Here is a 23,076-nt window from a genome sequence, read left to right on the forward strand (position 1 = left end):
CATTGAGAATTATTTAAGCTGGTTTAGGTTTATGGAAGATAACACTGAGTATTCAGATCAAACATGGATAAAAGAGGCATTATGATATGAATTTTTTATACCCACACTCAACTACAACACAGCCATGTATAGACAGTTATTAGTGTTTTGTCCAATAACATTATTAAAAGTCGTTTTGGTGTAATTGCACAAGAGTTATTTTATATAGCACGTAATTACATGTTTACAATTGAGTTATTTAGTGGAATTATTGAGCTATGTAATATACGCCGTTTTGGGGTGTTATAATCCCCCAAAGTGGTGTTCAATAAGCTGTTAGCAGTCTAAAGGAGCCGACTTGCGTATTTTAACTATTTTATTTCTTCTACATCTCACGGTTGGATGCGCAGTTCATGAAATTACTTTTATGAAACCGGAGGGAGAGTTTGGAAAAGCTTCAAAAGATGGATGCGGTCAAATTCCTTTAAATTTCATTTACGACGACCCAGCGACTAAGTTCAAAGTTTTGTTAAATGCTAGGGCTGTTTATCTATCATTAGTCGTTCCCGAAGGAAGTACAGTTGAATGGTATGATTCTTCGATGTCAGTGGAAGTATCAGGTTTAACTGAAAATATAATTGCTGAGCCACTAATCAAAGATGAGCGTATCAAAGAAGTTTGCAGCGGTATTGGGCTATTTAGTTGTAAGAAGTACGACCAATACTACCTCTTCGTTGAGGCACCACAGATATACGAGCGTGACAATGTCAAAATTAAACCGCCTACACCATTAGTAAATGGTAAAGCGATTAAGACTTCAGAAATAAATTTTAAAAAGGTTACAGAAAATATTGTACAAGCAATCAACTGCTAACAATCCAATCAATCCGACCTCAACTCGCTGCGCTCATTGCGTCGGCTTATTGGGGCGTTAGGCGTAATTGTTGCAAACTTTAGGAGTTTCTTAAATGTTGAAAAGTAAAGTTTATGAAGGAGGTTGTCTCTGTGGGGACATTAGATTTTCTGCAAAAAGCCCAGTATTAAAGCCCCATACTTGTTCTTGTCGACAATGCCAACGTCATTCTGGATCATTGACACAAGCATGGGTTGAATTTCCAAAAGAAAATATAACTTGGACTGGAGCTGGTGGCGAACCTTCTAAATGGCGCTCTTCTGATTATTCTTCTAGGGCTTTTTGTTCTAACTGTGGCAGTACTATTGGAGCTGTGGACGATGATCCTACAATTGCTATTGTCTTGGGTGTGTTTGATAGTCCTAGCCTTAAAGCTCTCGCTCCAAAAAAGCATTCCTATATTTCAAAAAGACCTAAATGGTGGAAAGTAGAGGTAGACGCCTAACAAACACTTCAAACGGAACAAAAACAGTTGGTTAGGTTCCGCTTCGTTTCACATTTTAACCAACAATTTTTGTCCGCTTAAGTGGGCGTTGGTATGACTCCCACTGTCAAGTTAAACACACTGATCCTTGCCTAACTTTTTAAGCCATAATTACTTCAGCTCGAATTAGAGCGAGTTAATACATAAGATGAAGCAAGTAATGTCGTCGGTTATCTTGCTGATATTCGTTGGTTATTACTATTTCTAGTAACAGAGCAAACCTTACTTAGTTCGTCGTGGCACCTGTCTTCAGTCTATGTTCGTGGTTCAATGCAGCGTTAGCTGCATTGCCATCCTAACGCCGTCGGTGGTTGTGCCACACCCGATGCTTGATCCTATGCATTAACTCTAATTCGTTTATCATGCGGGTACTCTTGCCAATCTAAGTTTTGTATTCATTGGCGTAAGTACCACTTCTTTAGCAATGGCCCATATGTACGCAATCATTTCTCGGGCAATTGCGGTGACAACCAGGTTGTAGTGTTTCCCTTTGGCTATCATTTTTTTATAGCGCTTGCAGAGCCTAAGTTGTACTTTCCACGCAATATCAATAATGTCCTTTGGTAAACCTTCTTGTCGTTTTTGCATATCTGTCGATATATTTGCTGCATAGCGATAAGTGTGCGCGCCTTCAATTAGTAGGCGTCTTGCTCGGCCATTTCCGCATTTTGTGATAGCGCCAATATGGCGTTTGCCACCACTCGAGTGTTCACTGGGTACAAGACCGAGATAACTCATTAATTTACGGGGATGATCGAAGCGCGTTAAATCGCCAAGCTCAGCAACAACACCGGTGGCGACCAACAAACGAACACCTCGCATTGCTTGTATTGCTTTAACAACGGGATAATAACGCCATTGATGAACGTGATGTGTAAGTTCATTATCTAATCGTTCAAGTCGACTTATTCGCTCGGTAATTGTTTGTAAAAACTCTTGTAAGACGATGTGCTGTGCTGGGTGTGGAAGCACAAGCTCAGTGAGCCAACGTAAATGTTTTTGTGACCAATTTGCAGTGCCTTTGTAATTAATATTATTACGAAGCAGCAGTGCTTTTAATTGATATTTAGCATCTTTTAAATCTTTCATGGCCACTTCGCGTGCACGAGATAAATCACGTACAGCTTCATCTTCAGGCTCGGGAACATAGATAGGTGTTAAATCTTCAGATTTAAGTAATTTAGCGAGCTTAAGGGCATCACGTTTATCGGTTTTAATCTTCTCGCCTGGTTTTTTAGGAATAAGAGACGGGGCAACCACATAACAGCAATGGCCAAGGCTTGTGATTAATCTGTAAATCCAATAACCACAAGGGCCTGCTTCATAAACAAAATGTAGCGTTGCGCCAGGGTATTTAGATTCAAACTGACGAACAAGCTTTTGAACGGCAACTTTGGAAGAGGAAAATCGACCAAGGTGAACAGGTTGTGCACCTCTATGTTCTTCAATATAGGCGACTTCATTGAATTCTTTATGTGTATCAAGTCCGATAAAAAGTATGCTATGTTTATTCATGTTAGCCTCTGCTGTTTAGTTGATAGACAAACTAATTATGGCTCTGGCTTTGAATTAAGCTAACCCACGAAAAGCGGAGGCTAACACCGTGTGGGAGTCATTATGTCTATATTCCTAGACAGAACCCGTACAGTATTTAAATAGTGGAGTTTAGCTTGAACGAATTTTCATTAGAGGCTTTAAGTGAAAAAATTTATAATCATAAAACAATGGACTATTTTGAAGAGATAGTTAGTTCGTATAATAATAAGAGCTTCCGCTCCGCTACCGTAATGCTTTGGTCGGTAACTGTTATTGATCTGGTTTTCAAACTTACTGACTTAGTAGACTTACATGAAGATAAGTCAGCAAAAGCCATCCTAAAAGAAATGATAGATATTCAATCAAAAGACAGAAAAAGTTCAAAGTGGGAGTTGAAGCTTGTTGAAGAAGTAGCAAAACGAACAAACTTATTAAGCTCTGATAACGTTTGTTTTTTGGAATACTTATATCAGCAGAGAAACCTATCTGCGCACCCTGTATTAGACTCAAACTTGGAGCTGCATAGACCAAATAGAGAAACAGTGAGATCATTAATAGTAAATTCTGTAGATGGTGTTTTGTCAAAACCTCCTTTTTTCTCTAAAGATATTGTCGGTAATTTAGTTGAGGATTTGGAAGCATCCAAAGAGTACTTGGAAGATGATAAAAGTAAGCTTAAACATTACCTAGAAAGTAGATTTTTTTCAAAAATGACATCAAAAGTCGAAATGGAGGTGTTTAGGTCTTTATGGAGGTTTGTTTTTAAAATGGAGAATGAGCGAGCTTCAAGCAATAGAAACATAAACTTCCTAACTTTAAGCTACCTATATAAAAAACACTCTTCCCAAGCGCTTGAGATGATTGGCAAAGAAATTGATTACTTCTCTGATATATCAAAGGAAAGAAAGACTGTTTCGGCCTTAATTAAGCTGCTTTCTCGAAATCCTGAGATATATAAGAAGCTAAACAAAAGTGCCACGATAATTGTTGATGATATTGTTGGAAAAAAAGAGAGAGATTTTTATTATTCAAACTTTCAATATGATAGCTTAGCTGATTTCCATGATGAACTTCTTGCTTATTTGCTTGATGATGGGGGCAGTATATTAAAATCAGATTTGGTGCATTTATTTACGCTTTCTGATTCTCCTGAATGGAAATCGAGAGTAAGAATATTAAGAAATGCTTATTACGGAGAAAGTGGAAGCTTTGACTCGGCAGAGACTCGCTATAATAAATTTATTTCACCCGTTCTTAAAAAATACAAAGAAACCGAAATGATTGATCTAATTGAAAGAATCAATAGTAATGGCCAAATTTATGGGCGAAGCTTCAATAAATATATCAATAAAAGAGTAAAAGAGGCCTCTGATAAACTACTGGGGGACGAATATGATTATTCCGCATATCCCAACTTTTTAAGCGCAGTAGAATAGGAATATAACAAGTTGCTGCACTCGGAAAAATTACTCGCTGCGCTCCTAATTTTCCGGTGAGCAAAGCGTTAGTGTACTAGGATAATCATGAGAGTCTTGGCGATTATTTCCCTTTTAATTCCATTTTTTGCTTTTGGGAGTGATTGTTCTTTCGAAGAGAAAAGTAAAAACTTTGTAGTTGAAAACGCTGCTAAAGATGCCAAACATAAGCATACGAAAAGTGGGGTTGTATTCATAGCTGTCTCTAATGGTTTTGTCCCGACTAGACCGGCATTCAAAAATATATCAATGACTCGTTGTTTAATTTTGAAAACTGAATGGGATATATTATGGGTAGGTTCTGATTCAATGGTTTGTAAAAATCATGACAAATTAGAATCTAAAGCAATATCGTATGCGCTAAGCTTTAATCGAAAAATGATAGAGTTAGCTAAGAGCAGCAAAAGTTACCGATGTGCGAGTGAATTGTAATCGAACACTAATCGGGTAGCCGGAGGTCTCTAACCTCCAGCCCCCACACCACCCATCATGCGCTTTTTATTAGTAGGAAGTGCAATGGGCGGTTCATCTCCCGTAGTGAATATTGATCCAAATATCTCTTAATGACGCTAAACCTTGTGACGCTAGATAGTCATTGCCTATCGCAATGTTAATTCCTTTTGTTTTTGAACTTCGACAAGGCCCCTTGCTGGTGATACCACATGCTATGGCTAGTCTCTCACTGACCCCCAATTTCATTAAACTGCGTACTTTGGTGCGTGCTATTCCTTATAAATAGCGCCATTGCCGCCAGTAGCACATTCTTATCCTACGTCGGATCCAATGATCTAAATCCACCGTTAGCTATAATAATCAAAGTCAAAATAGACAGCCCTATGGGGCGATGACAACTTTTTATAAAAGAACAGCAAACGGCTCAGTGTATTTAACCAACTTTTCTTGGGGTAAAAAGCGCAATATTACAGTTAACAAAGGTATGAACAAATTGACCTTACGCGGACAAACGAAAGTGAATGCCTTCACTTCACACTGTGGCAACTGTATTGCTTAGTTCATAATATAGAAAATCTGCAAACACGATACATTAAGAAGGTAAGCTTCTACCACTTTAAAAAAACAATTCAAACGGGTGTAATTTCTTTTTAAAATGCTCTTTAAAACTATACCAGATCACACATGCGACTGATAAAGTAGTTAATCACTAAACAATTGAATCAAAAAGGGAACTCAGCTATGGTTGAACTATCAATTAAAAAACTCAGCATGTCGATGAGTGCTCATAACAAAGGGTAACCATGGGGTTTAGTGATTTAGGTAAAAAAAAGCGACTTAGTAGAACAAGTATTGAGTTTTCGAAAGCTGAGCCGCTATCGAAAATTTTGATATCATACCCAATTAATCAGGACTTATTACTTGATTTGTTTGATGAAGGGGATGGAGTGTTAAGTGATGTTTCCTTTTTAAAACGCGTTGAGAAGGAAATAAAAATAGATGACCAGGTATTGTCAGAACTGTACTTCAATCATTTAGTGTTAGCTGGTGGTCGTCTTCCGAAGATAACATCAAAACGAAGTTTTATTGCTTTGATTGAGGCTTATAAAAAATTTAGTAAGTTTCTTTTAAGCGAAAGCAAGGAAATCGGACTTCAGGATAAACTGATTAGTATATACTTGTTTGGTTTTTATAAAGATATTGCAATAAAGAACTCAGAAACTATATCTAAGACTGATTATGATCAGCGATTAAAAGTAATCTCTCAATGTAATAAATATACAGCTATTCCTTACATGATTGAGAAGAAAGAAAAATTTATACCAATCGCAAGTCAGGATATGTCCGCTAGAGCACTGGAGACAATTAAGAATATTGGAGAACCTAGTATCTGGTGCTCTAATTTACTTTATTGGGGCTTAGTGTTTGTTGCGCTTCTTAATGAAGGAGTTAATTCTGAAATTCAAGATTACTTCATGGTGGATTGTAACGAAATTGAGGGAATTAATATTACTTTTCAAAGGTTTGTAAGTGTAATCTCTGAGTAGGATCATAACAAGGTATGTTTGTTCAAGTCCGAAAAGTCTTTTTCCCCAGTTGTCTTCTCTAATATTTAGTAGAGGCAAATAAGTAGGTCGAAGTACTATGAATGACTGGAAAAAATCTGCAACATTACAAAGTAATGTAAAAGTAGATATTGGCTTTATGGCTAATGAAAAATTTTATTTTGGCCCTGACAATGGGTTTACACCCGAAGAATACGAACAGATGCTGGTGCCACTATATCAACCAAAGCTACGAAGAACGGGACGTTTAATTCTCTTTTCGGATATAGTTGGTAATGAAGAAGAGTTAATAAAACATTACGTAGATGTATCGAAGAAATATCTCGAGTATAAAAAAGACATATCAAAAAGCACTTACTTTTGGAATCGTCCAGTTATCTTTAATTCAGAGTTTATAATTAGCTTTGCTTGGCATGATAGATTCAGCGAAGGTAAGAATGTGTTAGATAATCTAACATCTACCGAAGATGGGGAAGTTTACTGGGATGTTGATCAAGGTTGGGAGCTGGAAATCGAGGCAAAAGAAAACCTTATCTATGCGCGTGAAAGAGATCCTGATTGCGAAGAGGTTTATTGCCAAGTAAAATTTGAGCGTAGAGATATACGCAAACAAGCATCTGCATTGATACCAAATGTATCTGAATTAATCGAGAAGCTCGCTGATTCTTTTGGTCATGACTATTGGACTTAAAACTGTAGATAAACGGCTACTTAAAACAAAAACGTTCTGCGCAGTATTTACGGGTAAGCGGGGCGTCAGGCAATAGGATTAACATTGAAGAAATATATAAAATTTGTTCTTATCTTATTTCTATTATTGTTTATTGTCGTCGTGACACTCGCGGTTGAGAATAATTTGAGCCGAGACCCAAATGCCACATACGAACTAAGAGGTAAATATAAATCATCACCAGATGGGGAAACTTATCTGATTATCGAAGATGACAACGGGGGTCTCTGTGGGCCGTTATTCGTAGACAATAAAAAATGGCCACACAGCCTTAATAATAAAGGTAAAGTTGAACCTGGAGATCACACCATTGAATGTGGTACATGGATGGGTATCACTGTCCAAGAGGGCACAACTTATTATTTTAATTATTGGGGTCCGTAAAATGCCTAATAAGAGCACAGAATGAGAGCACTCCAAAATATCCTGCTGTTGGTATCTATATTTACAAGCACCAAAGCTCTATCTACTGATATTCCAACAAGTTCGAGAGCTGAGAGAGCGATTTCAGGTATAGAAGCTCAATTAAAAAAAGAACTCGCTGAGAAAGATCTAAAATATGGGGCACCCATATTCATTCGTATTTTTAAAGATCCAGGTGTTCTCGAAGTTTGGGTTGAGGCCGGTGAAGGCGTTTTTTCAAAATTTAAAAGTTATGAAATATGTACATTCTCAGGGGAGCTTGGCCCTAAACTCAGAGAAGGTGACAATCAAAGCCCTGAGGGTTTTTATTTTGTAAATTCTGCTCGTTTGAACCCTTGGAGCAAGTTCCATCTCTCATTTAACTTGGGTTACCCGAATACTTATGACCGTAATCACGGGCGCACTGGAAGTGCATTAATGGTTCACGGTAATTGTGTATCAATTGGATGCTACGCAATGACAGACACTTATATAAATGAAATTTATGCCTTAGGTGTAGCTGCTTTACAATCTGGTCAGCCATTTTTTAGGGTTCACTCTTTTCCATTTCAGCTGGAGCCTGAAACTCTTTCTAAATACAAATCAAATCAATGGTATTCATTTTGGCTTAACCTCAAGGAGGGGTATGATTACTTCAAAAAGCACAAAAGGCCACCAAATGTTGAAGTTTCCGAAGGGAAATATATTTTTGGCCCGTAATTGTGTGTTAACACGTTATTTGTGCCCAGTTAGCGCCTATTCAACTGTTTAAGACGTTAGAGTGTCAAGGAGATAAAGATGCAGTGTAAGCATGTTAAAGGTGTTACAACAGTACCAAAAATAATTTCTGCAGCAAATGAGGACGACTTTAAGTTGCAGTATAAAGAACTGCTTCAACATGCAAGAAGTCCTAAGGGTATTGTCTATGTTTGGCGTTCTGTCGCAGATATTCCTAGAGTTAGGGGATCCAGCCCAATAATTTATATTGGCAAAGCTAATGGCAGTTTATATCAACGCTACATTGACCAAATCAGTAATGAATCTAAAGAATATTGGAGAAGGTTTAACTATATCATCAAAACTTACGGTTCAATTTCAATTGATATATATGAAACTGATAACCCCGCTTATACTGAGAATATATTCCTTTATCAGTATCACCAAAAGTGTATGGAGTTACCGCCGATTAATCTTCAGAGCTACAAGGCGGGAATGCTCTAACAGGGCGTTAAGCACCAGTTTAAAATCCCGCTTGGGCTTACAAAAAACAGAGATTACTCATGGTTAACGTATATTTATTTACAGATGATTATGACCGACTATTTAATTTTTATCATAAGACTTTAAAATTTAAGGAGCTGGACTGTGTTCTAACCTTTCCTGAAAATGATAATGCCGGAATATGGCTATTAACTTCACACGGAAATCCTACCGGATTGAGCTATTTCGGCTATGAAGTAAAAACTAACTTTTTATCCTATTGCGATAGCCTTATTTCACTTGGCGTAAAATTTGAAATGGTTTGGAGTCAGCCAAGTGGATATGTAGCAAGGTTCTTTGATCCTGATGGAAATACGATTCAAATTACATCTGAATGCTTTGATGAGACTAATGAGGTAGACACTAGCAAGTGGGGTTTATTTAATGCTATCAAATAATTGCATAAAATCGTAAATAAAAAAATGAGTTCTTAGCTCCATAAAAAATCCTTAAGTACTATAATGACGAACCAAGGAGAAACTAGTAAAAAATTGAATCAAAAGATTAATTTGATTATGGTTGTTCAGCAGTAAAATAAATTTAAAACGAGTCATTTTTTAGGCTCGTTAGTTTCATTTATGTAGCCTTCACTTTTTAACTAGGTGGGGAAACTACTTTTTATGAGCTGTATTTATCTAAAATTTCTTCATAAATAATAGGGTTAATGGGATATCAATGTACTCTCAAGAGTTTAAAACTGAGCTTAAAAAGTGTAATATTTTTAAAATTAAAAGTCCCAAAGGTGGGCACTATAACGACCGTTTTGAACTTAATGCTATTATTGAAGCAGAAAATGAAGCTCAGTTGTTAAATTATTTAGAACGGTTAGGCGTTTGTCATACAGTCCATAATGAAGAACCTAAACAATGGTGCCCACCGCCAATAGTATTAAATGGCACAAAAAAATGGATTGAATATAATGCCCAATGTGAATGTTTTGGCTATAAAACGTGTGTGCATATAGGAACTACCAACCTTACAATTGAGTTTAATTTTAATTCCGACAATCTCTATGAAGTATCAATTAATGATTTAAAAAGAGCTGTAGAATTTGAAAAGACATTAAAATTAAATGGCTTTGTCTCTTAAGGTAACCAAGCTTATCGATTAACGTTAAGTTACAAGAAAGAGGTCATCTTCTTAAAACTAACAACGTATACGGATTGTTCTTTCGCCATAGAAATTACTAATATTTCAGGTCGCGTCGGCGGAAAAATTATAAATTAACAAACCCATCTACTTCTATTTGTTTGTTGGGTCTAAAATGGTTTTCGTATTGAAGGTGTAAAATGCCTAGGCTAACTAATAAAATGCTTGATGAAATGCAGGAAAATGTAGTGGATTTTGAACTGATTTTTGGTATTGATAATCCCAATTACTTGCCTTACTGGACTGCTTATATGAGAAATGACGAGCGCAGACAGTTCTTATTAAATGAAGGCTCAACATTTTTAGATTTTAATAAGGAAATGCTCGAACATGATTTTGATTGGTTGCAATGGGAAGCAACCACTTGAAAATAAAGCACAATGAAAGACATGATAGTAGTACAGTTTTTTAATGTTAAACAACTTCATAGTCTCGTTAATTTAAATCGCTTATGTGAATTGCGCGCCCAACTTTTGACTTACACGGGCGCATCTTGGGCATATTTGGTAGGCAGCAAATAAAAAGCTGAGCTTAATGGGACTCAAAGTGAGCTCTCTAAACTGATAAAATATAACCAATAATCTTCGAGTGGCGATTACATTGCACAAATATGTGATTTATCTTACACATAAGGCTTCAGATTGCTCGGTAAATGGTAATGGTAATTCACATTTATAATTCCCCCCCATAGCATTTATTTCAAATGCTAAGTTATTACCTTGCCAATTAAAGTTTTCAAACCACCAGTTGCCGTCTTTTCCTATAAGATCAATGATTGAGTCGTCCGTTTTATTTATGGCACTACAAACATGTTTAATGTTTGTTGGGCCATCAAATAGGGATGTACTGTAATGCTCAATGGTAAAACATGGGTTCATTTCAGAATTATTAAGAATAAGACGAAACAGACCTTCTGCTTCTTTTACATTGCCAAACTCTATATGTTTAACAGCAGGAGGGATGACAACCTCATTCTTTTTTACCGCTTTTTGGTGCTCTGCTTTAACGTCTTCTTCCTTTTTGGGTTTGTTTTTTAGCTCACAACTAATCGTCATATTTGACAGTTCTATAGTACAAGCTTGATCAGCCCAATAGGCAGCAACAAAGAAATATAATCGGTGACCTGAAAAATGCATTTCAAAAGGGTAGATGTTAGGATCATCAGCTAAATTAATGCCTTTGGTGATCTGACAAAAGCGGACCTCTTTATGGGTTGTTAGGTTTTTAACCTGAATACAAGGATCGCCATTTTTTATATAAGCGGCAAACTCCGGTTGCTGATCATCTCTGAAGTTGTCTGTTGCATAGAACTTATATTGACTAATGTCATCGGCTTTAGCGACACTGGCGATGAGTAAAATAAGTAACACACATATCTTTTTCATTTTTTATAAGCCTTATAGCTAATCAGGGGTTTTTATAAAAAAAAACGGAACAACACTTTAACTATTTTAAAGGTTTTTGCAATAGAGTTGTTATGGTGGGTATTTTGAAAGACTAATAATTTATGTCATATCTTTGATAGTTAATGGGCGTCTCTTATTTCACTAGGTAGTTTGGAGTTGTAATTATTTGGTTCATATTAAAAAACATCAAATCACACTAACCACTTCAAAAGCCGTTAATCACTAAACGATTGAATCAAAATAGAAATTCGGCTATGGTTGATACAATAATAAAAATAAATTAAAAACGAGTTATTCTACAGATTCATTAGGGCTTACTAAAAACAGTTGCAAGGATGGTGAAATGGTTAGGTTTTATCTGGTTCTTACTTTATTAGGAATTTTACTACCTTATGGCGCCTTTGTTCCTTGGCTAGTTACAAATGGTTTAGATCTTGGTCTCTTGTTTAATGACGCGGTGACAAATTCTATTAGCGTATTTGCTTGGCTTGATGTTGTAGTGTCTGCCGTTGTTTTGGTGGGTTTTATCATTGTCGATGGTCACAGAAATAAAGTGACATATCGATATTTTGCTGTGCTGGGCACGTTGTTTGTGGGTGTGTCGTTTGGGCTTCCACTTTATCTTTACCTCAAAGAAAAGCAGTCCCTTGAATCACAGCCCTAACAAATAAGTTATGGCGTCAATAGCTATCTTCAAGTATCTGGCGCTTTCCGCATTTTACTACTTACTAGCACTGAATTTAAAATCGCCATAATTTTCCAGATGTAAGCAATGGGACGTAGTTACTGGTAGTAGCCCTATTTTTAGCGCTATTGGTACTTCAATGATGTTATTTATTTCGATACTAATGCCATTTATAGTGCTTTGTATCATTGATATTAAATGCAAAAAGCGGATAGAACTTTTTTACTTTTATAAATACCATACAACTGGTCGGATCTGAAAAAGGCGTTAATTAAAGTAAAAAGCCTTTTTAAAATCTAAAACATAAGATTACACATTCATGGCTTTTTGTTTCCTAGCGCTATCTATTTTATGCGTTTTTCCATTTTGTAAGATAGTAATTTTACGCCAACCAATTTGGCAATACTTACTGCTGCTAAGTGTTATAACTGCCTATTATCAGGAATATATAAACTTATACGCAGTTGTTGTTATTGTGTTTTATTTAGGCTTATTGCACTTTTCGGTATCTGCAACCTCTGCGTTAATACGCCGTATCTTAACGCCTTTGTTTGTAATAGCCTCACTTGGTTTAGCCTTACATTGGTTCCCCGGTTTTAATAACCAGCCTATTGTTGTTAATGAACAGCTTACTAGCAATGCGATTGCATTTACCCTGTATGCTAATTTCGATAAAGCATTAGCGGGTTTGATGCTGAGCGCTTATTTTTTTACAAAAAATAAAACGCTAAAACCAATAAGCGTAGGGCATCCACTTTCGATTATTGCCATCACGATTTTAGCTGCACTCATCACTGCTTTAATATTGGGCCTTATGGAGTTTGCGCCTAAAGTACCCGAATTTTGGTTTTTATTTATAGCAATTAATCTATTTTTTACCTGCGTTGCAGAAGAGGCGTTATTTAGAGGGATAATACAAACTAAGCTTTCGAAAGTGATAACCTCGGCTCGGTTTGCATTACTAGCACCTGTGATCACTACTGGTTTATTTTCACTCGCACACTTTTCAGCTGGAGCTAGTTACATGCTAGTGGCAGCTGTTGCAGGTTTTGGCTATGGATACATTTTTTATAAAACTCAGCGTTTAGAGTGGGCTATTTTATGCCATTGGCTCGTTAATGTGTTTCACTTTTTCTTATTTACTTACCCTATGCTTGCAACACCCTCTTATTAAATAACTATATGCTATCAAGTACTGATGGTGTCATTTAAGTTCATGATTTGATGTGAAATAACTAAAAAATGTTGTTCTGAGCATCACAGACAACATTGCTATTTATTACTACGACTACTGCTTATCCGCCTCTGGGCTTACTAAAGGAAATGTCATCTACTTAAAAGCAGATTCACAACATGCTGATGATTTTTTAAGGAGAAATTAGTTTCAAAGGCTGTGTGAAATATAGAACGTTAAGTACTGGGTTGAGGTAGAAAACGATCTTAATATAAAATTAGTTAATTTTCCCTGCAGTGAATAATTCAGTTGAATTTCTTGTGTAAATATTAACCAGCAAGAAGTGATCGAGAGTTGAACTAGCTCCCAATCTTCGCTTACTTGAGGTTTTTTGCTCAGCTTTAGAAACTCGATATAGCTCATAAGTAAGAAACGTTTAAATGTCTTTATCATGATAAAAAATAGCTTTATTTGTTAAATATCATTAAAAAAGATCCATCAGCGCGATAATGAACATTAATAAACATCTTGACATAATATGTCGAGATGTTTACTTTTAATACATCAAACTGAAAGGGAAGTTTAAATGGAACTTTGGAATTTTTTTACGAGCTTTATCGTGCAGTCTATCGCCTTTCTTACTCAAGAAGTCGGGCTAAGCCAAGCTTTAGCTATTATTTTATTTACACTAATTGGTCGCTTAGTTTTAATGCCGATTAATTTGTTAGCGATGGCCAAAACCGTTAGTAACAAAAAGGCGATAGCTGTATTAAAGCCTGAGCTTGATGAAATAAAAAACAAATATAAAGATCAACCCAGTGCAATAGCTAAATCTACAATGGCGCTCTATAAAAAGCACAACATTAAATTTATTGATAAAAAGAGTGTGTTAAATATGGCAGGTCAAGGTTTATTTGGCTTTGGTACGTTTCAAGCTCTTCAACAAATCGTGTTTAATAGTAAGTTTGCGTGGATTGCGAGCATAGCAAAACCCGATATTGCACTTTCATTGTTGGTGGGTGTGATCACTTATTTTTCTATGGCGATGATGCCTGGAACTGCTGAGCAAACCAGTACCTTATTATTTATTATTCCAGCTGTGATTTGTGTTATTACCTTAATAAACTTCCCCTCTGCTATTGGTTTATATTGGGCAACATCAAGTGGTACAAGTTTATTGCAATCTTTATTACTCAATAATTACTTTCAAAATAAAACAGTCTGTAAAACTATTTAGTTTTAACGTATGAAAATAATATTTTTTGGCTGTTTCAATAGCCTAAGAAGTAATTGGACTATTGAAAAGCTCAAGAGCAGGGGTTAATAAACGACTGCCTTTACTGTTCATTTTTCAAATTAGCTGGTTCTAATAAACTAAACGTAGGTAAGCGCCATTTAAAGCGTACCGATGCCATGCGTATTAAATACCCTACAACTAGGCTTGTAATAACGCTGATGTTGTCATCAATGTTGTAGTGGTGTAGTGCTAGATATAAACAAGCTACAATCAGCGCTACGCTGGCGTAAAGCTCATGATGTAATACTAGCGGCGCTTGGCGACAAATTAAATCACGTAATAATCCACCAAATACGCCGGTAACAATAGCAGCGACTACACAAATACCATAGTGCAAACCCATATTAAGCCCCACTTGGCAGCCAATAATACTAAATGCGGCAAGCCCAAGGGCATCTAAACGCATAAAAATGCCTTTAAATTTAACCACCCATTTTGCAAGCCAAGTTGTAATAATACCGGCAACGCAGGTGATCAATAAATATTCTGGATGTTTTACCCAAGTTAAAGGGTAATTGCCAAGTAAAATATCGCGTACGCTGCCACCACCAATTGCTGTGGCACTGGCTACTAACATAACCCCAAACCAATCCATGTTTCTGCGCCCAGCACTCAGCGCACCGGTCATGGCTTCGGCTGTAATACCAATAATATAAACAATAGTTAATAGCATAAGATATTCACTTGAATTTTTAAGAGCAAAAATAAAAGTGCGATTGTAGAGAGAAACTAATAAAAAGACGAGTGAGAAATTACACTAAAAACGCTCAGTTTCAGATAAAAAAAACTAATGTGAAATCAATGTGTGAATTGGCTGTTAATAGTACGTTGACCTAGCGTGTAATTATAAAAAAATAAGGACAAAAGACCGTAAATAATGTAATAAAATATATGTAGTTAGCTGGAACCTCGTGCAATTAGTCGCGGTGTTAGTAGGGTGCTTTGTACTTGTTCACCACGAATTAGTTTTAGTAAGTTTTCAACTAGCATTTGTCCTGCTATTGTGGTGTTTTGCTCTATGGTTGTGAGTGGCGGGTTTACATAGCTGGCAATCGAAATATTATCAAAACCTATCACGGCTACATCTTTCGGCACGTTAATATTGGCTTCTTTTAAAGCGCGTATTGCACCTATAGCAATCAGATCGCTAGCTGCGAAAAGGGCATTAAAGGTAATATTGTTGGCAATAAGCGAACGTGTGGCATGATAACCAGACTCTTCGGTCGAAATCGCATTCGCTATTTTTCGCTCGCTTAAGGTAATAGCATGTTGTTTTAACTTGTCTTTAAAGCCATTAAAACGGGCAAAAAATTCAGGGCTATGATCAGATGCATCACCAATAAATGCGCAATCAGTTCGGTTATGCGCCAATAAATGCTCAGCAGCAAGTTGGCCGCCGCCATAGTTATCACAGCTAATTGTTAAATCGGCACGATTATCTACCGTTGCTCCCCAACAAACAAATTTGGTGTTTTGTTCAAGCAAGGTATTAAATTTAGGCTGAAAATCAATGTAATCGCCATAACCTAATAAAATAATACCATCAGCACGGTGACTGTCTTCGTAGTCCGCTTGCCAATCTGAGCTTGCAGATTGAAACGATACCAATAAGTCATACCCTTCTTTTGCGCAAGCACGCGTTATGCTGCCGAGCATCGCTAAAAAGAACGGATTGATTTGTGATTCATCTGCTGTGGGATCTTCAAACAGTAACAAAGCCAATGTACTACTTTGTTGAGTTCGAAGGTTACTCGCATTCTTGTCGACTTTATAGTTAAGCTGTTTGGCTACCTCAAAAACACGTTTGCGGGTTTCTTCATTAACCAATGGACTGTTGCGCAAGGCGCGCGAGACAGTGGATTGTGATACCCCTGCGTAGTGTGCAATGTCAAACGATGTAGCTTTACCTTTCATACACAACCTAACTATTTCAAGTAACTAAAGTGCAAATAACTCGTGTTATTCTCGTTTATTTGCTGATTTTTACAAGCTATTTATCAGTAATTTATCAGTAATTTAAAATTTTTATTGATCCAACCCTGACACCGGTGTCATAATGCGGGTGTTTTATCATTTTGTTGTCAAAACGTATTGGCTGCCCATTTAGTTGGGCAGCATTTTTTTATACTAGAGTAACTACTTTGAGGTGATAGCTCAAAGTTTATCTCATAGCGATAGCAAGACCATTGAAATTACAATAATAAGCACGGTTATAGCTAAGTATATAAACCGCTTAGACAAAAGAGAAAACACGATGAACTCCAAGCCAAATTCAGAATTCGATCCTATCTTAGTGGCCGACATCGGCGGCACTAATGCCCGTTTTGCTTTAATTACTGCTTTTAACCTACAAGAAAAACAATTCGTTATTGAGCATAATATCATTTTTCCCAGTGCCAATTTTGGTTCATTGGAAGCGGCAATAACGCATTATTTATCTCAAGTTAGTCATATTCAACCTCGACGCGCGTGTTTAGCCGTGGCTGGACCGATAAAAGCAGGCCAAGTACATTTAACTAATTTAGGTTGGCACTTTAGTGTCGAACAAGTAAAAGCTGAGTTTAATTTAGCTCAACTGGAAGTGATCAACGATTTTGCTGCGTTTGCCTATGCAGCACCTTATTTAGATCCACAACAAAACATTGCAGTTAAAGCAGGACAAGCCGATACTGATGCAAATATTGCAGTCATGGGTCCGGGCACTGGTTTTGGTGCGGCGTGTTTAGTGCGTACTAGCCAATCACGTGCTGTTTTGAGTTGTGAAGGTGGGCATATAACATTGGCATCAGTGAGTGAATTAGATACTCAGCTGATCATCGAGTTACGTAAGCTATTGCCACATGTATCGGTCGAAACAGTATTTTCAGGGCCGGGTATTGCTCATTTGTATCAAGCCATGGCGGCTGTAAAAGGTGTCGATGCTAAGAATTTAACCGCTGCACAAATTAGCGAATTAGCAAATAGTGGTGAATGTGCCATTTGCGATGCTACGTTAAATCAATTTTGTGATTGGATTGGCAGTGTCGCAGGCGATTTAGCACTGGCATTTGGTGCGTTAGGTGGTGTGTATATTGGTGGCGGTATTTTACCGCGTATGCAAGCTCGTTTACTTGCTAGTCGTTTTGTTGAGCGTTTTGGTGCTAAAGGGATCATGTCGCAGTATGTGAGCCAAATACCAGTGACGTTAGTCACACAAGATAATATTCCACTTATTGGTGCTGCTGCATGTTTGCACGTCAATGAGCAGTCATAATACATCGCTCATAGGGGTGTTATTGGGAAGGTTGGATGAAGAAAGTTACAATAAATAGTGTTGCAAGTTATGCCGGGGTCTCTAAAAAAACCGTGTCTCGGGTTTTAAATAATGAACCTAATGTTAGTGATGCAACCCGTGAAAAAGTTCTTAAGGTTTTTAAAGAGCTAGATTACACTCCTAACCCGATCGCCAGAGGTTTGGCGCAAAATCGTAGTTTTATTATTGGTTGCATTTACGATAACCCGAGTAAAAGTTATATCACTCGGGTGCAAACTGGTGCGCTTGCTGCGTGTCAAGAAAACAACTATAACTTGTTGATCCACCCATGTGATTTACGTGGTGATGCGTTGATCAGTAATATTGAGCATTTACTACAATCTTCTCGTCTTGATGGCTTGGTATTGACGCCGCCATTTTCAGATTTTAAGGTATTAGTCGATTTTCTCAAAAGTAAAAAAATTCCGTATGCACGAGTTGCATCAGCAGTGCTTGAAGACGATTCAATTTCAGTACGCAGTAATGATGAGCAGGGCGCATTTGAGATCACTGAGCACTTAATTAAGCTTGGCCATAAAGCGATCGCGTTTATTAAAGGCCACCCAGATCACAGTGCCACTGAGCAGCGTTTCAAAGGCTATCGCAGAGCGCTTAGTACGCACGGCATTGAATTTAATGAACGTTTGGTTGAAGAGGGTAACTTTAGTTATCATTCTGGGGTCGATAGTGCGCGCAGCATTTTAGATTTAACCCCACGTCCAACCGCCGTATTTGCATCAAATGATTACATGGCTGCGGCGGTATTAAAATTGGCAACACAACGTCAATTTAAAGTACCCGATGATATTTCTATCGCGGGTTTTGATAATGCGCCAATTGCTCGTCATATTTGGCCTGGTCTTACTACCATAGCGCAACCGGTTGAAGAAATGACCAAACAAGCGGTTACTAAACTGATTGAGCATATTGGTGATCCGCAAGAGCAACCGTATCAGGTTACGCTTGAAGCGCGATTAATCACACGCGAGTCTACCGCACAAGTTAGATAAAGGCTTTTCACAGTTGCCCGAGTTTGAGTGACGCTTACTTGGGCATTTTTTTGCTTAACAAAGCAGTCTGCATGTTGTTGCTATCTGGGTTTTTTTATCCGCTCATAGGTACTTACGATTGATATCATTTAGATTATAAAAAGATATTATAATCAATAAGTTAAAGTAAAAACTCCTCACATTTTCTAGCACTCCAGCAACACAATTTAGCGACCAAGCTAGATCCCCTAATGAAAAATTATTTTCGTTCATTATTTGGTCATTTAAAATATTTAAACTAAATTTATAGGATAGGGTTGACACCGGTGTCACAGTCATGCGTTAATACAGTGACACCGGTGTCAGGTTGATTGTGAGAGACAACCTGCCAACGTATACCTTTGAACGGGTAAATCAAAGATGCTCAGTGCAAGTTCATTCGTGGAGTATGCACTTGCCACTGAGCCTTTATCCTCTAACCTTAGAGATGAGTCGAATTTTATGTTACATCCTCGTATTCAAGAAGTCACCGAACGCGTCATTGAACGCAGTAAAGCTACTCGCCAAGCCTATTTAGAACGCATCAATCATGCAAAAAAACAAACAAGAGTTCGTTCTGGTTTAGGTTGTGGCAATATCGCCCATGTTATGGCTGCGTGTAGCAGTGACGATAAAGCACGTTTAAAAGCTGATGAGCAGCCAAACTTAGCGATTATCAATTCATATAACGATATGCTATCTGCGCACGTGCCATACAAAGATTATCCAGATTTAATTAAAGACATTGCTACAAAGTACGATGCCACAGCTCAAGTTGCAGGCGGCGTGCCAGCCATGTGTGATGGCGTAACTCAGGGCCGTGATGGCATGGAGTTATCGCTTTTTTCTCGTGATGTAATTGCGATGTCGACAGCTATTTCATTATCACACGATGTGTTTGATGGCGTATTTTGCTTAGGTGTGTGTGACAAAATTGTCCCTGGTCTATTAATTGGTGCTTTATCATTTGGTCATCTACCGGTGTACTTTTTGCCAGCAGGCCCGATGCAGTCAGGCATTCCAAATAAAGAAAAAGCCCGTATTCGTCAAAAGTTTGCTCAAGGCTTAGTAAGCCGTGATGAGCTTTTAGAAGCGGAGAGTGCGTCTTATCACAGCGCGGGTACTTGTACGTTTTACGGTACTGCAAACAGTAACCAAATGTTGATGGAAATTATGGGCTTGCACCTTCCTGGTAGCTCGTTCATCAATCCATATACAGAGTTGCGTGATGGTTTAACCGGTAATGCGGTAGAAACCATGCTTAAACAATTGATTCAAAGTAAAGATGCCAATTGCTTAGCGGATGTTGTAACTGAAAAAACCATTATTAATGGTTTAGTTGGTTTGTTAGCAACCGGTGGCTCTACGAATCATGCAATTCACTTAGTGGCAATTGCCAAAGCGGCAGGCGTTGAGCTGACATGGAAAGATATGTCGGATTTATCAGAAGTGGTGCCACTGCTAACACGTATTTATCCAAATGGTTCTGCTGATGTAAATCATTTCCAAGCAGCCGGCGGCATGGGTTTCCTTATGAGAGAACTCGTTGGTGCAGGGTTCTTGCACAATGACGTTAAAACCATTGTTGGCGAAGGTCTCGAGGCGTATACCCAAGAACCACGTTTAGATACTGACAGTAACCTGATCATGACGAGCGCAACAGGCCCAAGCAAAGTTAAATGGGTACCGTGTCCAGAGAATTCATTAGACGAAGATGTACTTCGTCCAATTGACAACCCATTCAGTAAACAAGGTGGCTTACAGTTACTAACTGGTAACTTAGGTAAAGCCGTGATCAAAGTGTCTGCGGTTGCGGTTGAGCATCAAGTTGTTACAGCACCAGCAAAAGTATTTGCTTCACAAAGTGCATTACAAGAAGCCTATACACGCGGTGAGCTAAACCAAGACTTTATTGCTGTACTGAAAGAGCAAGGTCCAAAAGCCAAAGGTATGCCTGAGCTGCATAAGCTCACGCCAGTAATGGCAACCTTGCAAGATGAAGGTTACAAAGTAGCGATCGTAACTGACGGTCGTATGTCAGGCGCATCAGGTAAAGTGCCAGCGGCAATCCACTTAGCACCAGAGGCGGTTGAAGGCGGCATTATTGCTAAGATTCAGGAAGGTGATTTAATTACTCTTGATGCACCAGCAGGTATCTTAAAAGTACATGTAAGTGATGAAGAATTAGCACAACGTGAATTACAACTTAGCGTACCTAGCTTAACGTTTGGTACGGGCCGAGAGTTGTTCACCGGATTTAGAAATATCGTAAGTAGCGCAGACATGGGCGCTAGCGCCTTTGGAATAGAATAATAATTCGCCAAACTGGGTATGAGGAACACACTATGAGCATAGAAAAAATATTATCATCGGCACCGGTAGTGCCAGTGGTGGTAATTGATAATTTAGAAGATGCAGCGCCACTAGCAAGAGCGCTGTATAACGGCGGTCTAAAAGCACTTGAAATTACACTACGTACACCGATTGCTGCAGAAGCTGTAAAGCTAATGAAAGCCGAAGTACCAGAAGCCTATGTTGGCACTGGGACTGTGGTAGATAAAGCAAGCTTTGATGCATCAGTTGCCGCAGGTGCTGATTTTATGGTGAGCCCAGGCGTAAATGATGAACTTTTAGCACTGGCAAAAGGCACTGATATTCCATTTCTACCGGGCGCCGCAACGCCAAGTGAAGTGATGAAATTAGCCAGTCACGGATTTAAGTTTTTAAAGTTCTTCCCAGCAGAAGCTGCAGGTGGAACAGCAATGCTTAAATCGATTGGTGGGCCATTACCACAAGTAACATTTTGTCCAACCGGTGGCATTAGCCTAGCAACAGCTCCTAGTTATTTAGCACTTAGCAATGTTATTTGTGTTGGTGGTACCTGGATGCTAGATAAACAACTAATTGAAAATAAAGACTGGCAAGCCATTGAAGCGCTTGCTCGCCAAGCAAGTGAAGTTAAATAATTTAAGTGGAGTTTTGAAATGATTAATGTAGCAATTAATGGCTATGGCCGTATCGGTCGCAATGTTTTACGCGCGCTTTATGAGTCTGCACAAAATAATGAAATTAAAATTGTCGCAATTAACGACTTAGCACCGGCTAATGTTAATGCACATTTAACACAATATGATTCAGTGCATGGGCAATTTTCTCATAAAGTCACACTTGCTGATAACACCATGTTGATTGGCGACGACGTTATTACTCTTACCCAAGAACGCGACCCTGCTAACCTTCCATGGAAAGCATTAAACGTTGATATCGTTTTAGAATGTACGGGTTTTTTCACTAAGCGTGAAGATGCTGCAAAGCATATTACAGCGGGCGCGAAAAAAGTAATCGTTTCAGCCCCTGGTACTGATTTAGATGCAACTGTTGTTCACGGTGTAAACAGTGATGTGATCACTGCAGATAGCAACATTATTTCTAATGCTTCATGTACAACTAACTGTTTAGCACCAATTGCCAAAGCAATTAACGATACAGTCGGTATTGAGCAAGGTAGCATGACGACAATCCATGCCTACACTAATGACCAAAACTTGTCAGATGTTTATCATCCTGATCTGTATCGTGCACGAAGTGCAACGCAGTCAATGATCCCAACTAAAACCGGTGCTGCTAAAGCAGTTGGTTTAGTGTTACCTGAGCTTGCTGGTAAACTTGATGGTATGTCAGTACGTGTACCTACAATTAATGTATCACTGGTTGATTTTACGTTTATTACTAAGCGTGAAACAACGGCTACAGAAATCAATGAAATTATGAAAGCAGCATCTGTTGGGTCGATGAAAGATATTTTACAATACAACGAGTTACCGCTTGTTTCTATTGACTTTAACCATAACCCAGCGTCGTCAATCTTTGATTCTACGCAAACGAAAGCTGATGGCAAACTAGTTAAAGTGATGGCTTGGTACGATAACGAATGGGGTTTCTCAAACCGCATGTTAGACCAAGTTAAAGCGTTAGGTCAGTACTTGTAATAAGTACCACGTAAAAATTTAGCTTTATCCAACCAAGCCGCGACTATCGCGGCTTTTTTGTGTCTAGCGCTGGGCTGTAGATATGGTATTCTGCGAGCTGTTTTAGTACCAATCGACTTAAATACTTAACCATGCTAGCGAGCTAAATAAAGCGCTAACTGCGTTATAATTTTTTCAAGTAGAACAACTACATGTCAAAATTTACGCCTTGTTATCACTGTATTTATCTGTCGCTATAAATGGTCAGTAACTTAACACG

At 38.1% G+C, this 23,076-nt stretch carries 24 protein-coding genes and 1 pseudogene; 20 read left to right on the plus strand and 5 right to left on the minus strand.

Going from position 1 to position 23,076, the window contains the following annotated elements; all coding sequences use genetic code 11:
• Positions 1-337: 337 nt before the first annotated feature.
• Positions 338-853 carry a hypothetical protein gene (locus tag H5201_RS19890; protein ID WP_182785248.1) on the plus strand — a complete coding sequence of 172 codons (516 nt, stop codon included), beginning with the start codon at positions 338-340 and terminating at the stop codon, positions 851-853.
• A 94-nt stretch (positions 854-947) separates the two neighbouring features.
• On the plus strand, positions 948-1,337 hold the full coding sequence (locus tag H5201_RS19895) for a GFA family protein (protein ID WP_182785249.1): 390 nt from the start codon (positions 948-950) through the stop codon (positions 1,335-1,337).
• Between the two features lie 399 nt (positions 1,338-1,736).
• Here H5201_RS19895 and H5201_RS19900 read toward each other — a convergent pair whose 3' ends face one another.
• Positions 1,737-2,891: an IS110 family transposase gene (locus H5201_RS19900; protein ID WP_182785250.1), complete on the minus strand. Its 1,155-nt coding sequence runs from the start codon at positions 2,889-2,891 to the stop codon at positions 1,737-1,739.
• A 155-nt stretch (positions 2,892-3,046) separates the two neighbouring features.
• Here H5201_RS19900 and H5201_RS19905 point away from each other — a divergent pair, with 155 nt between their 5' ends.
• Positions 3,047-4,348, plus strand: a complete 1,302-nt coding sequence (locus tag H5201_RS19905; protein WP_182785251.1) for a hypothetical protein — start codon at positions 3,047-3,049, stop codon at positions 4,346-4,348.
• A gap of 87 nt (positions 4,349-4,435) precedes the next feature.
• Positions 4,436-4,819, plus strand: coding sequence for a hypothetical protein (locus H5201_RS19910; protein ID WP_182785252.1), 384 nt, complete (start codon positions 4,436-4,438; stop codon positions 4,817-4,819).
• Between the two features lie 93 nt (positions 4,820-4,912).
• Here H5201_RS19910 and H5201_RS23280 read toward each other — a convergent pair.
• Positions 4,913-5,185 (minus strand): annotated as a pseudogene (locus tag H5201_RS23280) (group II intron reverse transcriptase/maturase); the annotation flags it as partial.
• A gap of 458 nt (positions 5,186-5,643) precedes the next feature.
• Between H5201_RS23280 and H5201_RS19915 the strand changes: the two are divergent.
• The 8 genes from H5201_RS19915 (at position 5,644) to H5201_RS19950 (ending at position 10,314) form a co-directional block, all read left to right on the plus strand.
• A complete protein-coding gene (locus H5201_RS19915; RefSeq protein WP_182785253.1) occupies positions 5,644-6,387 on the plus strand; it encodes a hypothetical protein in 744 nt (247 codons plus the stop codon).
• 97 nt (positions 6,388-6,484) lie between these two features.
• Positions 6,485-7,096: a hypothetical protein gene (locus H5201_RS19920; protein ID WP_182785254.1), complete on the plus strand. Its 612-nt coding sequence runs from the start codon at positions 6,485-6,487 to the stop codon at positions 7,094-7,096.
• An 84-nt stretch (positions 7,097-7,180) separates the two neighbouring features.
• Positions 7,181-7,519, plus strand: a complete 339-nt coding sequence (locus H5201_RS19925) for a hypothetical protein (protein WP_182785255.1) — start codon at positions 7,181-7,183, stop codon at positions 7,517-7,519.
• 21 nt (positions 7,520-7,540) lie between these two features.
• Complete coding sequence (locus H5201_RS19930) at positions 7,541-8,257, plus strand: murein L,D-transpeptidase family protein (RefSeq protein WP_182785256.1); 717 nt, start codon at positions 7,541-7,543, stop codon at positions 8,255-8,257.
• Between the two features lie 78 nt (positions 8,258-8,335).
• Positions 8,336-8,758, plus strand: coding sequence for a hypothetical protein (locus tag H5201_RS19935; RefSeq protein WP_182785257.1), 423 nt, complete (start codon positions 8,336-8,338; stop codon positions 8,756-8,758).
• Between the two features lie 59 nt (positions 8,759-8,817).
• On the plus strand, positions 8,818-9,195 hold the full coding sequence (locus H5201_RS19940; protein WP_182785258.1) for a VOC family protein: 378 nt from the start codon (positions 8,818-8,820) through the stop codon (positions 9,193-9,195).
• Positions 9,196-9,472: 277 nt separating this feature from the next.
• Positions 9,473-9,886 (plus strand): hypothetical protein, encoded by a 414-nt coding sequence (locus H5201_RS19945; protein ID WP_182785259.1) that lies wholly within the window; start codon positions 9,473-9,475, stop codon positions 9,884-9,886.
• Between the two features lie 200 nt (positions 9,887-10,086).
• A complete protein-coding gene (locus H5201_RS19950; RefSeq protein ID WP_149982412.1) occupies positions 10,087-10,314 on the plus strand; it encodes a hypothetical protein in 228 nt (75 codons plus the stop codon).
• 249 nt (positions 10,315-10,563) lie between these two features.
• Here the strand turns inward: H5201_RS19950 and H5201_RS19955 are convergent, their stop codons facing one another.
• Positions 10,564-11,331 carry a hypothetical protein gene (locus H5201_RS19955; RefSeq protein WP_149982411.1) on the minus strand — a complete coding sequence of 256 codons (768 nt, stop codon included), beginning with the start codon at positions 11,329-11,331 and terminating at the stop codon, positions 10,564-10,566.
• Between the two features lie 364 nt (positions 11,332-11,695).
• On the opposite strand from H5201_RS19955, the gene H5201_RS19960 reads away from it, so the two are divergent.
• The 3 genes from H5201_RS19960 to H5201_RS19970 all read left to right on the plus strand — a co-directional run bounded on the left by H5201_RS19960 (position 11,696) and on the right by H5201_RS19970 (position 14,448).
• Complete coding sequence (locus H5201_RS19960; RefSeq protein ID WP_182785260.1) at positions 11,696-12,016, plus strand: DUF2834 domain-containing protein; 321 nt, start codon at positions 11,696-11,698, stop codon at positions 12,014-12,016.
• Positions 12,017-12,356: 340 nt separating this feature from the next.
• A complete protein-coding gene (locus H5201_RS19965; RefSeq protein WP_182785261.1) occupies positions 12,357-13,211 on the plus strand; it encodes a CPBP family intramembrane glutamic endopeptidase in 855 nt (284 codons plus the stop codon).
• Between the two features lie 586 nt (positions 13,212-13,797).
• Positions 13,798-14,448 carry a membrane protein insertase YidC gene (locus H5201_RS19970; RefSeq protein ID WP_182740834.1) on the plus strand — a complete coding sequence of 217 codons (651 nt, stop codon included), beginning with the start codon at positions 13,798-13,800 and terminating at the stop codon, positions 14,446-14,448.
• A gap of 100 nt (positions 14,449-14,548) precedes the next feature.
• On the opposite strand, the gene H5201_RS19975 is transcribed toward H5201_RS19970, so the two are convergent.
• Positions 14,549-15,181 carry a trimeric intracellular cation channel family protein gene (locus H5201_RS19975; protein ID WP_145233460.1) on the minus strand — a complete coding sequence of 211 codons (633 nt, stop codon included), beginning with the start codon at positions 15,179-15,181 and terminating at the stop codon, positions 14,549-14,551.
• Between the two features lie 224 nt (positions 15,182-15,405).
• Complete coding sequence (locus H5201_RS19980; RefSeq protein ID WP_149982408.1) at positions 15,406-16,422, minus strand: LacI family DNA-binding transcriptional regulator; 1,017 nt, start codon at positions 16,420-16,422, stop codon at positions 15,406-15,408.
• Positions 16,423-16,762: 340 nt separating this feature from the next.
• On the opposite strand from H5201_RS19980, the gene glk reads away from it, so the two are divergent.
• The 5 genes from glk (at position 16,763) to gap (ending at position 22,817) form a co-directional block, all read left to right on the plus strand.
• Positions 16,763-17,761 (plus strand): glucokinase, encoded by a 999-nt coding sequence (gene glk / locus H5201_RS19985; protein WP_145233464.1) that lies wholly within the window; start codon positions 16,763-16,765, stop codon positions 17,759-17,761.
• Positions 17,762-17,796: 35 nt separating this feature from the next.
• A complete protein-coding gene (locus tag H5201_RS19990) occupies positions 17,797-18,810 on the plus strand; it encodes a LacI family DNA-binding transcriptional regulator (protein ID WP_145233466.1) in 1,014 nt (337 codons plus the stop codon).
• A gap of 480 nt (positions 18,811-19,290) precedes the next feature.
• Positions 19,291-21,141: a phosphogluconate dehydratase gene (gene edd / locus H5201_RS19995; RefSeq protein WP_145233468.1), complete on the plus strand. Its 1,851-nt coding sequence runs from the start codon at positions 19,291-19,293 to the stop codon at positions 21,139-21,141.
• A gap of 32 nt (positions 21,142-21,173) precedes the next feature.
• Positions 21,174-21,794: a bifunctional 4-hydroxy-2-oxoglutarate aldolase/2-dehydro-3-deoxy-phosphogluconate aldolase gene (gene eda / locus H5201_RS20000; RefSeq protein ID WP_145233470.1), complete on the plus strand. Its 621-nt coding sequence runs from the start codon at positions 21,174-21,176 to the stop codon at positions 21,792-21,794.
• Positions 21,795-21,812: 18 nt separating this feature from the next.
• Positions 21,813-22,817: a type I glyceraldehyde-3-phosphate dehydrogenase gene (gap, locus tag H5201_RS20005; protein WP_145233472.1), complete on the plus strand. Its 1,005-nt coding sequence runs from the start codon at positions 21,813-21,815 to the stop codon at positions 22,815-22,817.
• Positions 22,818-23,076: the final 259 nt, after the last annotated feature.

Source organism: Pseudoalteromonas sp. SG43-6 (assembly GCF_014164365.1).
In the GTDB taxonomy this organism is placed as follows: domain Bacteria; phylum Pseudomonadota; class Gammaproteobacteria; order Enterobacterales; family Alteromonadaceae; genus Pseudoalteromonas; species Pseudoalteromonas rhizosphaerae.

Coding starts and splice junctions, on each gene's coding strand:
- H5201_RS19915 (WP_182785253.1), top strand. CDS start 5,644: ATGGGGTTTAGTGATTTAGGTAAAAAAAAGCGACTTAGTAGAACAAGT.
- H5201_RS19960 (WP_182785260.1), top strand. CDS start 11,696: ATGGTTAGGTTTTATCTGGTTCTTACTTTATTAGGAATTTTACTACCT.
- glk (WP_145233464.1), top strand. CDS start 16,763: ATGAACTCCAAGCCAAATTCAGAATTCGATCCTATCTTAGTGGCCGAC.
- H5201_RS19935 (WP_182785257.1), top strand. CDS start 8,336: ATGCAGTGTAAGCATGTTAAAGGTGTTACAACAGTACCAAAAATAATT.
- H5201_RS19930 (WP_182785256.1), top strand. CDS start 7,541: ATGAGAGCACTCCAAAATATCCTGCTGTTGGTATCTATATTTACAAGC.
- H5201_RS19955 (WP_149982411.1), bottom strand. CDS start 11,331: ATGAAAAAGATATGTGTGTTACTTATTTTACTCATCGCCAGTGTCGCT.
- H5201_RS19965 (WP_182785261.1), top strand. CDS start 12,357: ATGGCTTTTTGTTTCCTAGCGCTATCTATTTTATGCGTTTTTCCATTT.
- H5201_RS19980 (WP_149982408.1), bottom strand. CDS start 16,422: ATGAAAGGTAAAGCTACATCGTTTGACATTGCACACTACGCAGGGGTA.
- H5201_RS19895 (WP_182785249.1), top strand. CDS start 948: ATGTTGAAAAGTAAAGTTTATGAAGGAGGTTGTCTCTGTGGGGACATT.
- H5201_RS19990 (WP_145233466.1), top strand. CDS start 17,797: ATGAAGAAAGTTACAATAAATAGTGTTGCAAGTTATGCCGGGGTCTCT.
- H5201_RS19975 (WP_145233460.1), bottom strand. CDS start 15,181: ATGCTATTAACTATTGTTTATATTATTGGTATTACAGCCGAAGCCATG.
- H5201_RS19900 (WP_182785250.1), bottom strand. CDS start 2,891: ATGAATAAACATAGCATACTTTTTATCGGACTTGATACACATAAAGAA.
- H5201_RS19970 (WP_182740834.1), top strand. CDS start 13,798: ATGGAACTTTGGAATTTTTTTACGAGCTTTATCGTGCAGTCTATCGCC.
- H5201_RS19910 (WP_182785252.1), top strand. CDS start 4,436: ATGAGAGTCTTGGCGATTATTTCCCTTTTAATTCCATTTTTTGCTTTT.
- H5201_RS19945 (WP_182785259.1), top strand. CDS start 9,473: ATGTACTCTCAAGAGTTTAAAACTGAGCTTAAAAAGTGTAATATTTTT.
- H5201_RS19920 (WP_182785254.1), top strand. CDS start 6,485: ATGAATGACTGGAAAAAATCTGCAACATTACAAAGTAATGTAAAAGTA.
- gap (WP_145233472.1), top strand. CDS start 21,813: ATGATTAATGTAGCAATTAATGGCTATGGCCGTATCGGTCGCAATGTT.
- eda (WP_145233470.1), top strand. CDS start 21,174: ATGAGCATAGAAAAAATATTATCATCGGCACCGGTAGTGCCAGTGGTG.
- H5201_RS19950 (WP_149982412.1), top strand. CDS start 10,087: ATGCCTAGGCTAACTAATAAAATGCTTGATGAAATGCAGGAAAATGTA.
- edd (WP_145233468.1), top strand. CDS start 19,291: ATGTTACATCCTCGTATTCAAGAAGTCACCGAACGCGTCATTGAACGC.
- H5201_RS19940 (WP_182785258.1), top strand. CDS start 8,818: ATGGTTAACGTATATTTATTTACAGATGATTATGACCGACTATTTAAT.